13 protein-coding genes and 1 pseudogene are annotated in these 14,011 nt (G+C 54.9%); 3 read left to right on the forward strand and 11 right to left on the reverse strand.

The annotated features are described in order from the left end of the window. Positions 1–218 precede the first annotated feature (218 nt). Positions 219–884, forward strand: coding sequence for a LysM-like peptidoglycan-binding domain-containing protein (locus EL29_RS15840; RefSeq protein ID WP_024471140.1), 666 nt, complete (start codon positions 219–221; stop codon positions 882–884). A gap of 15 nt (positions 885–899) precedes the next feature. Here EL29_RS15840 and EL29_RS15845 read toward each other — a convergent pair. The 6 genes and pseudogenes from EL29_RS15845 to yjfP all read right to left on the reverse strand — a co-directional run bounded on the left by EL29_RS15845 (position 900) and on the right by yjfP (position 4,470). After that, a pseudogene (locus EL29_RS15845) lies at positions 900–1,882 on the reverse strand (EamA family transporter). 125 nt (positions 1,883–2,007) lie between these two features. Then, positions 2,008–2,457 carry a 50S ribosomal protein L9 gene (gene rplI / locus EL29_RS15850; protein WP_013027389.1) on the reverse strand — a complete coding sequence of 150 codons (450 nt, stop codon included), beginning with the start codon at positions 2,455–2,457 and terminating at the stop codon, positions 2,008–2,010. 38 nt (positions 2,458–2,495) lie between these two features. After that, complete coding sequence (gene rpsR, locus EL29_RS15855) at positions 2,496–2,723, reverse strand: 30S ribosomal protein S18 (RefSeq protein ID WP_000135199.1); 228 nt, start codon at positions 2,721–2,723, stop codon at positions 2,496–2,498. Between the two features lie 4 nt (positions 2,724–2,727). After that, positions 2,728–3,045, reverse strand: coding sequence for a primosomal replication protein N (gene priB / locus EL29_RS15860; protein WP_013027390.1), 318 nt, complete (start codon positions 3,043–3,045; stop codon positions 2,728–2,730). Positions 3,046–3,051: 6 nt separating this feature from the next. Next, a complete protein-coding gene (gene rpsF / locus EL29_RS15865) occupies positions 3,052–3,447 on the reverse strand; it encodes a 30S ribosomal protein S6 (RefSeq protein ID WP_013027391.1) in 396 nt (131 codons plus the stop codon). 273 nt (positions 3,448–3,720) lie between these two features. Beyond that, positions 3,721–4,470, reverse strand: a complete 750-nt coding sequence (gene yjfP, locus EL29_RS15870; protein ID WP_028715851.1) for an esterase — start codon at positions 4,468–4,470, stop codon at positions 3,721–3,723. Between the two features lie 156 nt (positions 4,471–4,626). Here yjfP and EL29_RS15875 point away from each other — a divergent pair, with 156 nt between their 5' ends. Both EL29_RS15875 and bsmA read left to right on the forward strand, forming a co-directional pair. Then, on the forward strand, positions 4,627–6,558 hold the full coding sequence (locus EL29_RS15875) for a methyl-accepting chemotaxis protein (protein WP_013027393.1): 1,932 nt from the start codon (positions 4,627–4,629) through the stop codon (positions 6,556–6,558). 57 nt (positions 6,559–6,615) lie between these two features. Then, the gene (gene bsmA / locus EL29_RS15880; RefSeq protein ID WP_014594721.1) at positions 6,616–6,942 is read left to right on the forward strand and encodes a biofilm peroxide resistance protein BsmA; all 327 of its coding nucleotides are present in this window, start codon (positions 6,616–6,618) and stop codon (positions 6,940–6,942) included. On the opposite strand, the gene EL29_RS15885 is transcribed toward bsmA, so the two are convergent. The 5 genes from EL29_RS15885 to EL29_RS15905 all read right to left on the reverse strand — a co-directional run bounded on the left by EL29_RS15885 (position 6,916) and on the right by EL29_RS15905 (position 13,848). After that, positions 6,916–8,544: an isovaleryl-CoA dehydrogenase gene (locus EL29_RS15885; protein WP_028715852.1), complete on the reverse strand. Its 1,629-nt coding sequence runs from the start codon at positions 8,542–8,544 to the stop codon at positions 6,916–6,918. The two genes, bsmA and EL29_RS15885, sit on opposite strands and share 27 nt — an antisense overlap. Before the next feature lie 85 nt (positions 8,545–8,629). Continuing rightward, positions 8,630–9,364, reverse strand: a complete 735-nt coding sequence (gene rlmB / locus EL29_RS15890; RefSeq protein ID WP_028715853.1) for a 23S rRNA (guanosine(2251)-2'-O)-methyltransferase RlmB — start codon at positions 9,362–9,364, stop codon at positions 8,630–8,632. A gap of 68 nt (positions 9,365–9,432) precedes the next feature. Further along, the gene (gene rnr / locus EL29_RS15895; RefSeq protein ID WP_013027397.1) at positions 9,433–11,868 is read right to left on the reverse strand and encodes a ribonuclease R; all 2,436 of its coding nucleotides are present in this window, start codon (positions 11,866–11,868) and stop codon (positions 9,433–9,435) included. Positions 11,869–11,884: 16 nt separating this feature from the next. Beyond that, positions 11,885–12,328, reverse strand: coding sequence for a nitric oxide-sensing transcriptional repressor NsrR (nsrR, locus tag EL29_RS15900; RefSeq protein ID WP_014604899.1), 444 nt, complete (start codon positions 12,326–12,328; stop codon positions 11,885–11,887). Positions 12,329–12,549: 221 nt separating this feature from the next. Continuing rightward, on the reverse strand, positions 12,550–13,848 hold the full coding sequence (locus EL29_RS15905) for an adenylosuccinate synthase (RefSeq protein WP_013027399.1): 1,299 nt from the start codon (positions 13,846–13,848) through the stop codon (positions 12,550–12,552). Positions 13,849–14,011: the final 163 nt, after the last annotated feature.

The following is a 14,011-nucleotide window of genomic DNA, read 5'->3' on the forward strand; positions in this document are numbered from 1 at the left end:
TCGTTCCTTTCACTCTCGGATATAGTAAGACGGGCAGCATAGCAGCGCAGGCCGCTGGCGTAAAATCCACAGCGCCGCAGATGACTTTTGCTGGCGAAAGAGAAACAATACGCAGGTCAAATTTATCAATGCTGGCAGGCACTTCGCGTCCACATTGCCCATACTGTATAAGTGACAAGTTTTTCCTTGTCAGTGGCACTATAAGAAAGAGAGAAAATATGGGCCAGATTGCCCCTCGTCGCCGCAGGACGCACGCACTGCGTATTTTAACCCGGTTACAGGCCTGGCTGCCGCAACGAACGCGGCCGCAAGGTGCCGGAGCGGAGGAACCTGATATGCCTTCAAACGTCTCGTCTCGCCTGCCTCACTGGCTTTATCGAATCTGGCATTTCACAGACGATATCCGCTGGATGGACCCGCTGCCGGCTTTCCACCGTCGTGGGATCGTGCTCGCTTTACTCATCCTGCTGCTGGCCTTTCTCTGGCCGTCCAGCACGCCACAGTATCCGGTAGAACGGCCTGTGACGCCTTCGGCAGAAAAAGAGGTGCCGATGCAGGCGGACATCTACAATAACAAACCGGCTCAATCCGCGTCTCAGCCAGAGGCAAAGGCCGATTCTCAGGGTGACTGGCATAGCTACCAGATTGCGTCCGGGCAGACGCTCGCGCAGCTGTTCCGCGACAATAATCTTCCGGTGAATGACGTCTTTGCGATGGCGCGCGTCGAAGGTAACGATCAGCCGCTCAGCACATTAAAAGAGGGCCAGCAGGTGAAAATCCGTCGGGATGCAAAAGGCGTCGTGACAGGTTTAACGCTGGATGGCGCGAACGGCCCGGTGCTGTTTACCCGCCAGCCGGACGGCAGCTTTTTACGGGTAGAATAAGCGATAACCGGTGGCTCACGTCACCGGCTGTCCGTTATCCCGCTTTTTGATTTTATTGACCAGCACGATCCCCGAACAGACCAGCAGCAGGGCAAGCAGATACTTGATGCCCAACATATCTTCACCCTGGAAAACGGCGAAGAGCACCGTGCCTGCTACAGGCATCACGACGTTAAACGGCGCAATCATGCTGACGCGGTTATATTTCAGCAGCACGCTCCACAAGGCAAAGGTCACTGACGAGATCAGCGTCAGATAACCCAACACCGCCCCAGCACCGATACTGTTGATCTGCAGCGTCTCACTCGCCAGGCCACCGCCCATTACCATGACGCCCCTGCCCAGAGCCAACTGCCAGCCGGTCATCACCCTCGGATCGATAGTGTGAGAAATGCGTTTTCCCTATCGCGTGGCGGCAGAGAGGAGAAACGCGGCCAGCACCACGAAGCCGTTACCCTGCCAGACAAACTGAAAATCACTCAGTCTACTTTCGAGGTTGACCAGCATCACGCCGCTAAAACCCAGAAGGCAGCCAGGCGATTTGTTGTCACTGAGCCTGTCATTTTGATAGATAAAATGCGCCAGCATGATGCTAAAAAATGTGTCCGTGGCGTTCATGATCGACCCTTTTACCCCTGTGGTAAACGCGAGCCCGATTTAGAAAAACGTGTATTGAAGGGCGGTTTGCATGCTACCCAACAGGGCAAGCTGACTAAACTGGCGGGGGGATAAACGGTAAACCGGTTTGCGCTGCACCAGGGCAAAAAGAAACAATATCAGCCCCGCTAACAAAAAACGATAACCGGCAAAAACTACTTTCGAGGCAATATCGTCTGGGCGATTCGATACAGCGCGTATCCGCTTTTGATCGCGGGGTAAGAACGTCCCCAGAGCAAACAGCACCGCGTTGCGCAGGCAAAAACCCCATTTCGACGGGTGAACACGGACTCGACAGAAGGATATGCATGGGCGTAGCCAATAATAAAATCGCGTTTCATTTTATATTCAACATGCCCGGAGGAGCCTGAATCTGCAAGACAGAGAAGGGAATTCTGTTACGTCGTTAAAACAAAAACGCCGACACAAGTAGTGTCGGCGTTCAGGTGTGGCAGGTAACTAAAAATTAGCCTGCTACTACGTTCACGATCAGTTTCGCGAAGACTTCGCTGTGAACCTGGAAGTCCACTTCGTGCTCACCGGTGGTGCGCAGAACGCCGTTCGGTAAACGAACTTCGCTCTTAGCGACTTCAACGCCAGCTGCAGTAACTGCATCAGCGATGTCGCGGGTACCGATGGAACCGAACAGTTTACCTTCATCGCCTGCTTTAGACGTGATGGTAACGGTGCCCAGTGCGTTGATTTTCTCTGCGCGAGCATTAGATGCTGCCAGAACGTCAGCCAGTTTGGCTTCCAGTTCTGCACGACGTGCTTCGAAGAATTCAACGTTTTTCTTGGTAGCAGGAACAGCTTTACCCTGTGGAACCAGGAAGTTACGAGCGTAGCCCGCTTTAACATTAACCTGATCACCCAGGCTGCCCAGGTTTGCTACTTTATCAAGCAGAATAACTTGCATTACCTTATCCTCTTAAAGTCGTTAATGGACAACAGCCGTTACTGATGACGATCAGTGTACGGCAGCAGAGACAGGTAACGCGCGCGCTTGATAGCACGAGCCAGCTGACGCTGGTATTTTGCGCGAGTACCAGTGATACGGCTTGGTACAATCTTGCCGCTTTCAGTGATGTAGTTTTTCAGCGTTGCGATATCTTTATAATCGATCTCTTGAACGCCTTCCGCGGTGAAACGGCAGAACTTGCGACGACGGAAATAACGTGCCATTTGGCTAGTCTCCAGAATCTATCAATTCAATCTGCTCGGCATGTAACACCATTTTACTCTGACCATTTCGCGCCTGATGGCAGCTGATAAAGCCTTCGAGAATGAGTTGCGTGCCGACCGTTATATGTTGAGTAATCACCTGATGGGCGCTGCCGCTAATAATAACAGGCATTCGACACCAGGCTTGCCGGTGAAATCCGGCCTCCTCCTGCACCGAGTTGTGCTCAAGCACGAACTGACAGTGCGGAATTCCTGACGGGCTAATTTTACGGACTGGCGTCTTGCACACCGTGCCAGACAAGCGCAGCCGATTAACCGTCACGATGGATTACTCTTCAGAATCCCCAGCATCTGAGTCATCAGCGGATTCGTTAGCAAAATCTTCGCGGCGCTCACGACGCTCGTCTTTCGCTTTAACCATCGGTGATGCTTCAGTTACCGCGTTTTTAACGCGCATAACCATGCTACGGATAACGGCGTCGTTGAAGCGGAAGTTCGTTTCCAGCTCGTCGATCACTTCCTGCGGCGCTTCTACGTTCAGCAGAACATAGTGTGCTTTGTGCAGTTTGTTGATCGGGTAAGCCAGCTGACGACGGCCCCAGTCTTCCAGACGGTGGATCGTGCCTTCTGCACCAGTGATAGCACCAGTGTAACGCTCGATCATGCCCGGAACCTGTTCGCTCTGGTCAGGATGAACCATAAATACGATTTCGTAATGACGCATCGAAATTGCTCCTTACGGATTATTCAGCCTCCTGTCAGGGTCAGCTGCGGCCCACGGAAGCAAGGAACGTTATAGGTCGTGGGTCACCGTAATGACACACACCTCTGAATGCAGCTGAAAAATTGACGCGTAATCATACTGGCGGCAACGCACAAACTCAAGCGGGGATTTCATTTAAATTGTCGGGAGACGCCCGCTTTCCGCCCTTGTGTGCGGAAAGCGGGAATGCAGAGGCAAACAGAGGCTGAAACGGAAGGCGCTGTCGTTTACGGGCTAGAGTTGGCGCTTAAAAAAGCTGACCAGCGCCGTCAGGCCCGACGGCGTAATTTTGTGTCCGATATGCTTTTCGGACAACGAAACAAGATGGGTATCCAGCCTCTGCTCATGCAGAGCCCGTTCCAGCCGCTGGGTTTCTGCGAAAGGGACGACCTCATCGGCCTCACCGTGCCATAGCAGGAGGGGGCGGTCCGCGAGATTATGTAGCCGGGCAGCGGGATCGTAATCCGCCAGCGGCGCCATCCGTTTTGTGAACTGTGCCTGCTGTTCCGGGCCCGTTACAGTGACAGGCGGGAACAGCGTGTGGCTGAGTTGCATAAAATAGCCGGACCCCATCATGCAGGCGACGCTGTGAATATGCGCATAGCGCGCCATCACCCCTAACGCCGTCATTCCGCCCATTGAGGCCCCGGCGACGGCAAGACGGTCGCCGGCAATCAGGTCATCAGCGCGTAACGCGCCCTCTATCAACGGGAATTCATCAATGTTTTGTTTGAGGATGTCCCAAAAATGGCTAAACCGCGCGTCGGCATCGCCGTTATAGCGTGCGCCATGCATATCGGCGTCGGGCATCAGGGTACGAAACCCCGCCTGGGCCAGGGCCACCGCAAAGTAGGCATAAACCTCTTTCGACGAGGTAAAGCCATGATAAAACACGACCGTTGGCAGCCGCTGCTGGCGCTGGCCTGCGGGTGCTGCATGCAAACATTCAATACCTGCCAGCCTTTCCGTGGTGAGTTCAATCATATTTTCTCCTGAAGCAGGGGCGGCCTTTAGCGCCTCGCCAACGACGATAACCTGGGTAATGGTTTACAACATTACAATAGTAATAATTTCTAAACTAAATATTTCCGCTGCGCTGCCGTTGTTAATGCATATTTGACAAGAAAACAAAGGTAATCTATGAAACGTTTCTCTCTTAGCAGAACGAGCCTTGGAGTGAAGCTATGCGTCATCACTTCCTTCAGCGTAGGCGTTTTGTTATTGGCGTTAACCCTTATCCAAAGCCAGAATGCCTCACGCCAGTTGGAAAGTCTTGCCGTCGATGACATGGTTAATCAGGTGCAGGGCATCACCGAGATGGCATCCATGTTTAATGCGACGCTGACGCAGGAAGTCGGCAACTATACTCAGCTCTTCGTCAGCTTTTTACCTAAACGCTTCAGCCGCGATGAAACCGCACGTGTTCAGGTCGGCGAATTTTCCACACCGACCCTGCGTGCCGGCCTTAAAACCCTTAACCTCGATCAGATCGCCGTCGATGATTTTACGGATCGCACCTCGGCTGTCGCGACGATTTTTGTCCGCGATGGTGACAATTTTATCCGTATTTCCACGTCCCTGAAGAAACAGGATGGCAGCCGGGCGATCGGTACCCAACTTGATCCTGCCAGCGCCGCCTGGAAAAGCGTCATGAAGGGGGAAACCTTCCGGGGCCTGGCCACCTTATTCGATCACCGTTACATCACGCAGTATCAACCGATTAAAGACGACAGCGGTGCCGTCATCGCGATTCTGTTTGTCGGCGTCCAGATCGATAAGCAGTACGGCCTGATGCGCGAAAAAGTGCTGGCTCGCCGCCTGGGCGACAGCGGGCATTTCTATGTGCTCAATGGCTCGCCGGGCGCGGCGCAGGGACAATATCTGTTTGATAAACAAAATGAAGGCAAGCGTCCAGACTGGCAGGATAGCGTCATGAAGCAGATGCTGGCGCAGCCCGAGGGTGTTCAGCAAGTCGAAATCGACGGTGAAACGAAGATGCTCGCCTGGCAACAGCTGCCCGGCTGGAACTGGATTGTGGTCGGTGAAGTTAATCGTGACAGCCTGCTGGCTCCGGTTATTCACAGCCGAAATCTGTTTCTTATCACCGGCCTGATTCTGGTGTTGCTGTTTGCCCCCTGCTTTGTCTGGTACAGCCGCCGCGCCATCACGCGACCGTTACAACAGGTTATTCACTTAGCTGAGCAGTATGCCGCCGGCAATTTGCTGGAGCATCTGGACACCACGCGTCATGACGAAGTGGGTCAGTTGATTAACGCCATTAACGGCATCGGCGAGGGGCTGGAGAAGATTGTTGCCCAGGTTCGCCGCGCCGCGCAGGAGATCAGTGACGGCACAGATACCATTGCAGCCAGCAGCCACAACATCAGTGAGCAGATTGGCCGCCAGGCCAGCAGCGTTGAAGAAACCTCTGCCAGCATGGAGCAGTTTGGTGCGACCGTTGAGCACACCGCCGATAGCCTGCGTCAGGCCATGTCGCTGGTCGCGGAGGCTAGCGGTATCGTGAGTAATGGCAACCAGACGGTGACGCGCTCGGTCAGCACGATGTCGGCCATTAACGTGTCTTCGCAGAGCATTGCCGAAATTACCCACGTTATCGAGTCCATCGCGTTCCAGACCAATATTTTGGCCCTGAATGCCGCTGTCGAAGCCGCGCGTGCAGGTGAGCACGGTCGTGGATTTGCCGTAGTGGCAGCCGAAGTGCGTGCGCTGGCACAGCGTTCGGCACAGGCGGCAAAAGAGATCGATACGCTGATCGCGACCTCGATACGTCACGTTGCGGAGGGACATACACTGTCGGAGCAAACCCGTGACGCGATGAGCGATATCGTGACGCATATTGAGCAGGTTCAGGCATTAATGGGTGAGATTAACGTTGCTGCACAACAGCAGACGGCGGGCATTGGTCAGGTCAATCTGGCGATGAACCAGATAAGCCAGGCTACCCATCAAAACAGTGAACTGGTTGCACAGGCAGAAAACACAGCCCAGAGCCTGAGCGACAAGGGGCATCATTTGACGCAGCTGGTCAGTGTTTTCTCGATCAAATCGTGAAGATAACGGGCGGGTAGCTTACACTTATCCACTTAACCTGACGGCGAGAAATCTGCTATGCGTTACGCTCTGTTACTGACGTTAAGTTTGTTGTTAAGTGGCTGCTCGCTGTTCCAGGTGACGCCAAAGGCCCCGCCCGCGCCAACAGGTCACGCGCAGTCTATTACCCGTGCCCAGAGTGGCGGTTTACCGAAGCTGGGCACCATTAGCGCCAGCGTAAGAGGCTCGCCTGACGACGCGCAGCGTGCCATTGCTGCGCGCGCGAATCAGGCCGGTGCCGTTTATTATCAGATTTTGATGGTCGACGAAACGGTTACCCCCGGGATCTGGTACACAACTGCCATCCTGTATGGCGCCTCACCTGCCGCTGGCGCGCGCCAGTAAGCGGTCGGTCAGTGGCCCCTCGATTTTGCGCGTGCCGCGCGGGTCGAGCCACTGACTGCACCATGCATCCGCCACTAACGGCTCGGCGTGCTTCAACAACTGTGCCGCCGTCGCCAGTTGCAGCAGCCTGTCGGTAAGTTCACGGGCCTGCGACTCATCCATTTTGCTCAGGTGCAGAGCCAGCTGTCGCCAGCTGCGATCGAAATGGCGGTTACAGCCTTTAACGGCGTCAAACGCCTGCCTGAGCATGTCCAGCGTGCCGCTCTGGCGGCCCACCACTCTTAATACGTCAAGGCACATCACGTTGCCCGATCCTTCCCAGATACTGTTAACCGGAATATCACGATAGAGGCGAGGCAGTTCGCTGTCTTCGCAATAGCCCACGCCGCCCAGTATCTCCATGGCCTCAGCGATAAAGGGGGCACCTGCTTTACAGATCACATATTTCGCCGCCGGGGTGAATAACCGGGCGAAGGCGGCTTCATGGACGTTGGCGGGAGAAGACCAGGCACGAGCCAGGCGTAGCAGCAGTGCCGTTTGCCCTTCTAACTGCAAGGCCTGACGCGCCAGCACCTGACGCATGATCGGTTGATCCACCAGAGTTTTGCCCATGACCTGGCGCTGATGTGCGTGGTACAGCGCAACGGAAAACGCCCGGCGCATTTGGCCGTGGCTGCCCAGCGCGCAGTCAAGACGCGTCATGCCCGCCATTTTCAGGATCAGACGAACGCCTTCGCCCTCTTCGCCCAGCAGCCAGCCGGTCGCATCCCTGAACTCCACCTCACTGCTGGCGTTGGATCGGTTACCGAGCTTGTCTTTTAACCGCTCAATGACGATGGCATTTCGTGAACCGTCCGGCAGCAGCCGTGGCAGAAAGAAGCAGCTGAGCCCCTGCTGCGTTTGCGCAAGAATCACATGCGCATCGCTTTGCGGCACAGAGAAAAACCATTTATGCCCGACGATACGATAGGCTTCACCGCTTCCGCGCCTGTCCAGGGGCTCTGCGCGCGTCGTGTTGGTCAGCACATCGCTGCCGCCCTGCTTTTCAGTCATGCCCATGCCAATCAGCAGACCGCGCTTCTGATCGCCCGGAACCGCATGCGTGTCGTAACGATCGCTGAGTAAGGGTTCAAGCCAGGACTCAAACCGGGCAGGCAAATAACGCTGTAGTAAAGGGATTGCCGCGTGGGTCATGGTCACCGGACAGAGCGTTCCGGCCTCAACCTGAGCATGCAAGATAAAGCGTGCCGCACGGGCCACGCTGGCATTTGGCTGTACGTCAGGCTGCCAGCTGAGGTTATGCAGACGGCTGGCGCAAAGGCCCTGCATCAGTACATGCCAGGCTGGATGAAAGCGGACGTCATCCAGCCTGACGCCGCGTGCATCATAACGGTGGAGTTCAGGCGGACTGGCATTGGCGAGCCTGCCCAGCTCCAGCGATTCTGCACTGCCCAACTGCCTGCCGACTGACGCCAGCCACTCGCTGTCCCAGCCGCCGCCTTCACGCTGCAGTGCGTCACACAGCGGAACATCAGACAGAAACAGATTGCTGTGACTGAGGGGAAAAGGTTGGTTGAAAACGGTGTGAGTTGTCCAGGTCATAACGGCTCCTCGCGGATATCACTCACTCAGTATGTAAGGTGAGCCACCATTATGACCGGACAGAAAGACTAAATTGCGGCAGCGATCACGCGTTACGCTGACGAACCGCTTCAAACAGGCAGACGCCAGTGGCCACTGACACATTGAGGGACGAAACGCTGCCTGCCATAGGGATACTGATTAGCTCATCGCAGTGCTCACGCGTCAGGCGACGCATCCCTTCACCTTCAGCCCCCATGACAAGCGCCATCGACCCGGTCATCTTGCTTTGGTATACAGTATGGTCGGCTTCGCCAGCGGTGCCGACGACCCAGATGTTATATTCCTGCAGCAGGCGCAAGGTGCGTGCCAGATTGGTTACCCTGATGAGGGGAACGTTTTCTGCCGCACCACTGGCAACCTTTTTCGCCGTCGCGTTCAGCGGTGCGGAGCGATCTTTGGGAACGATCACGGCATGGGCGCCTGCGGCATCGGCGCTACGTAAGCAGGCACCGAGGTTGTGGGGATCGGTAACGCCGTCGAGCACCAGCAGGAACGGCTTTTCCAGGCTCTGCAGCAGATCCGGCAGATCGCCTTCCTGATACTGGCGGCCCGGCTTCACACGCGCCACGATCCCCTGATGTACGCCGCCTTCCACCTGGCTGTCCAGCCATTTACGATCGGCCAGTTGAATCACGATCCCTTGAGCTTCTAACGCGGTCACCAGCGGTTGCAGGCGACGATCGTCGCGGCCTTTGAGAATAAAGACTTCCTGGAAACGCTGAGGATCGCGTTCCAGCAGCGCCTGCACGGCATGGATACCAAAAATAATTTCGCTCATCAATCTGCTCAGTGGTTGGAAATGAATGGATAACAGCCCCTGCATGCACGCAGGGGCTGATGTGCGCATCAGGCCGGCTTCGCCTTCTTCGCGGCACGCTTAGCCTTGGTGGCGGCGGCGATTTTACGGGTTTTCTCGGAAACTTTTTTACTTTTTTTCTCAGTCTTTGCCGCAGCAGGCTGACTGCTGCTGTTGCGGAAGGCTGAATCCGGCTCGAAATTCGTTTTGCGACCGGCCTGGCGGCGATGCTTCGTCGGTGCCTTAGCGTTCCGCTTCGCCTTATCCCGTTCCGTTTTGCCTTCGCCACGTACCTGGCGCTTGCTGGAAACCAGCGCAAAGTCGATTTTACGCTCGTCCATATGGACCGCTTCGACCCGGACTTCAACGGTATCGCCCAGGCGATAGGTACGACCGCCAGATTCGCCAATCAGTCGCTGCCCTACCGGATCGAAACGATAGTAGTCGTTGTCCAGCGTAGAGACATGAACCAGCCCGTCGATAAAGAGATCGCTCAGGCGCACAAAGAAACCGAATCCGGTCACGCTGGAGATCACGCCGTTAAAGACGTTGCCTACCTGATCCTGCATAAAGTCACACTTCAGCCAGTCTGCCACATCGCGAGTGGCCTCATCGGCACGGCGCTCTGTCATGGAGCAGTGCTGGCCCAGCTGCAGCATCTGTTGCATATCGTAATGGTAGCCGCCGGTAGCCGTGGTCAGGCCTTTTACTTCGCCCTGCTCTTTTGCCAGCAGATACTTGATGGCGCGATGCAGTAACAAATCCGGATAGCGGCGGATTGGCGAAGTGAAGTGCGCATAAGAGGCCAGCGCCAGGCCAAAGTGGCCCCGGTTTTCCGGATCGTACACCGCCTGTTTCATGGAACGCAGCAGCATGGTTTGCAGCATTTCCGCGTCGGGGCGATCGGCAACCTGATCCAGTAGCGCGGCGTAATCGATCGGCTGCGGTTTGTTACCGCCCGGTAAGCTCAGACCCAACTCATTCAATACCGTGCGGAAGCTTTTGATACTGTCATCGCTGGGACGATCGTGATCGCGGAACAGTGCCGGTTCCTGATGCTTCTCGACGAAACGCGCGGAGGCAATGTTTGCCAGAATCATGCACTCTTCAATCAGCTTGTGGGCATCATTGCGTGAGGTGCGCTCGACACGTTCAATTCGACGTTCCGCGTTGAAGATAAATTTCGCTTCTTCGGTTTCAAATGAGATGCCGCCGCGCTCTTCACGGGCCGTTTCCAGCACCTGATACATGTTGTGCAGTTCCTGCAGGTCTTTCACCAGCGGCGCATATTGCTCACGCAGTTCCGGATTGCCCTGCAGAATATTCCAGACTTTGTTATAGGTCAGACGTGCATGGGAGTTCATCACGGCTTCATAATGCTTAAAGCCGGTGAGCTTACCTTTTGACGACACGGTCATTTCGCACACCATACACAGGCGATCGACCTGTGGATTCAGCGAACACAAGCCGTTCGACAGCACTTCCGGCAGCATCGGCACCACCTGCGAAGGGAAATAGACCGAGGTACCGCGCTGCTGCGCTTCGTTGTCCAGCGGTGTGCCGGGACGAACATAATAACTGACGTCCGCAATCGCGACCCACAGCCGCCAGCCGCCGCCGCGTTTTTTCTCGCAGTAAACAGCATCATCGAAGTCGCGCGCATCTTCACCATCAATAGTGACCAATGGCAGATCGCGAAGGTCAACACGGCCTTTTTTTGCCGACTCCGGGACCTCTTCATTCAGTTTGCCCACCTGAGCCTCAACCTCTGGCGGCCAGCTGTGCGGAATTTCATGCGTGCGCAGCGCCATATCGACCGCCAGGCTGGTGCCCATGTCATCGCCCAGAATCTCTGCGATTTTGCCGATCGCCTTCGAACGACGCGTCGGGCGCTGCAACAGTTCAACCACCACCACGGAGCCCATTCGGGCATTCATGGTTTCGTCAGGGCCAATCAGGATGTCGAAGCTCAGACGGCTGTCATCAGGCACCACAAATCCCACGCCCGCGTCCGTAAAGTAGCGGCCGACGATTTGATTGTTACGCGGTTCCTGTACCCGCACCACACGGGCTTCACGGCGGCCTTTGCGATCCGCACCCAGTGGCTGGGCCAGAATCACGTCGCCGTGCATGCAGAATTTCATCTGTTCCGCAGACAGGTAGAGATCGTCTTTTTGTCCTTCTGCGCGCAGAAAGCCATAGCCATCACGGTGGCCAATGACTTTTCCACGGAGCAGATCGAGACGTTCTGGCAAGGCATAACACTGGCGGCGGGTAAAAACTAACTGACCGTCACGCTCCATCGCACGTAAACGACGGCGCAAGGCTTCGAGGTGTTCTTCTTCCTGCAGGTTCATCTCTTGTGCCAGCTCTTCACGGCTGGCCGGTTTTTCTCGTTTTTCTAATAACGCCAGAATAAATTCACGGCTTGGAATAGGGTTTTCGTACTTTTCAGCTTCTCTGTCCAGAAAAGGATCTTTTGACATTACGGTTCCTCCGATGTCATTTAATATTCATTGCCACCGGCGGTTCGGACAATATAATTTCATATAAAGGTGTATTACCTTCTACTAAGTCTGCCAGCGTGTAGCCATCCAGCTCCTGTAAAAACAGCTGCACGGCGTCATGTAAGGCCTTTTTAAGGCGGCAGGCGGGCGCGATAGAGCAGTTCGAGCAATCCACTAACTGTAGTGGCTCCATTTTGCGTACCACTTCACCTATCACGATGTCCCTGGCGCTCATGCCCAGGCGGATACCACCATTTTTACCACGAATGGCGGAGACGAATCCTGCACGACTAAGCTGATTGATAATTTTGACCATATGATTACGCGATACGCCATAGGTATCGGTGACTTCAGTGATATTGGTCAGCCTGCCTTCCGGCAAGGTGGCCATGTAAATCAGCGCCCGCAGGCCGTAATCGGTAAAACTTGTTAGCTGCACAGTGACCTCAGTCAATCATCCGGTGGCACGTCTATGCTCGCCCGTCCTGCTCTTTATTTCAATGTTGAACTGGCTCTTTCGTATCGAGCTACGATGATAAACCAGACTGTTGACGACTGTGTATTTTTTCAGCCAGTGAAGGGTTTGACAAGCGAAGGGGCGTTTAGTGGCATCAAATTACATAAAAAACAAAGGCCGGACAATGTCCGGCCACAGGATGATTATGCGTTGAAAGGATCGCGCAGAATCATCGTCTCGCTACGGTCTGGACCCGTTGAAATAATATCAATTGGCACACCGGTCACTTCTTCTACACGTTTAATGTAGTCACGCGCGGCCTGGGGCAGGCCTTCCAGCGTTTTCACGCCAAAGGTTGTCTCGCTCCAGCCCGGCAGGGTTTCGTAGATCGGCTCAATGCCTTCCCAGTTTTCCGCTGCCAGCGGCGTGGTGGTGACTTCGCTGCCATCAGGCATGCGGTAAGCCACACAAATTTTCACTTCTTTCAGACCATCCAGCACGTCCAGCTTGGTCATGCAGAAACCGGAGAGCGAGTTAATCTGCACGGCACGACGTACAGCAACCGCATCCAGCCAGCCAGTACGGCGGCGACGGCCTGTTGTGGCGCCAAACTCATTGCCCTGCTTGCACAGGAACTCACCGGTTTCGTCGAATAACTCGGTCGGGAACGGGCCTGCACCGACACGCGTTGAGTAAGCTTTAACGATACCCAGGACGTAATCCACGAAGCGTGGACCAATACCTGACCCCGTCGCCACGCCACCGGCAGTGGTATTTGAGGAGGTCACATAGGGGTAAGTACCGTGGTCAATATCCAGCAGCGTGCCCTGGGCACCTTCGAACATGATCAGATCGCCACGCTTACGCGCCACGTCTAACAGTTCAGAAACGTCAACAACCATGCTGGTGAGGATGTCGGCAACCGCCATCACATCGCTCAGCACTTTGTCGTAGTCAACGGCTTCTTCTTTGTAGTAATGCACCAGCTGGAAGTTATACAGGTCGATCACTTCTTTCAGCTTGGCTGCAAAGGTTTCTTTGTTAAACAGGTCGCTGACGCGCAGTGCACGGCGGGCTACTTTGTCTTCATAAGCAGGACCGATACCGCGACCTGTGGTACCAATGGCTTTTGCACCACGCGCTTTCTCGCGCGCCATATCCATTGCCACATGGTATTGCAGGATCAACGGGCAGGCTTCAGAAATCAGCAGACGTTCGCGTACCGGAATTCCACGCTCTTCCAGGCCTTTCATCTCTTTCATCAGAGCTTCGGGAGAAAGCACCACGCCATTACCAATGATGCTGGTAACGTTGTCACGCAGAATGCCAGAAGGGATTAAGTGGAGGACGGTTTTTTCACCGTTGATGACAAGTGTATGGCCCGCATTGTGGCCGCCTTGATAACGCACAACGTAATTAGCGCGCTCAGTCAGAAGGTCTACAATCTTACCTTTACCTTCGTCACCCCATTGGGTGCCCAGTACGACGACGTTCTTACCCATTTCTCAAAATCACCGATTGCTTAAAAAAGGATTCTACCATCTGATTTTTCGGTTTTCAGCACTTTTAGCATACGATTGCGCGCTTTTTTGCCTGAGTTTTGATCACTACAACATCCAGGGGTAAAATCGAGGCTGAGATACCATTCAGACGGCGAGGCTGAAC

This window comes from Pantoea ananatis LMG 2665 (assembly GCF_000710035.2).
Taxonomy (GTDB): domain Bacteria; phylum Pseudomonadota; class Gammaproteobacteria; order Enterobacterales; family Enterobacteriaceae; genus Pantoea; species Pantoea ananatis.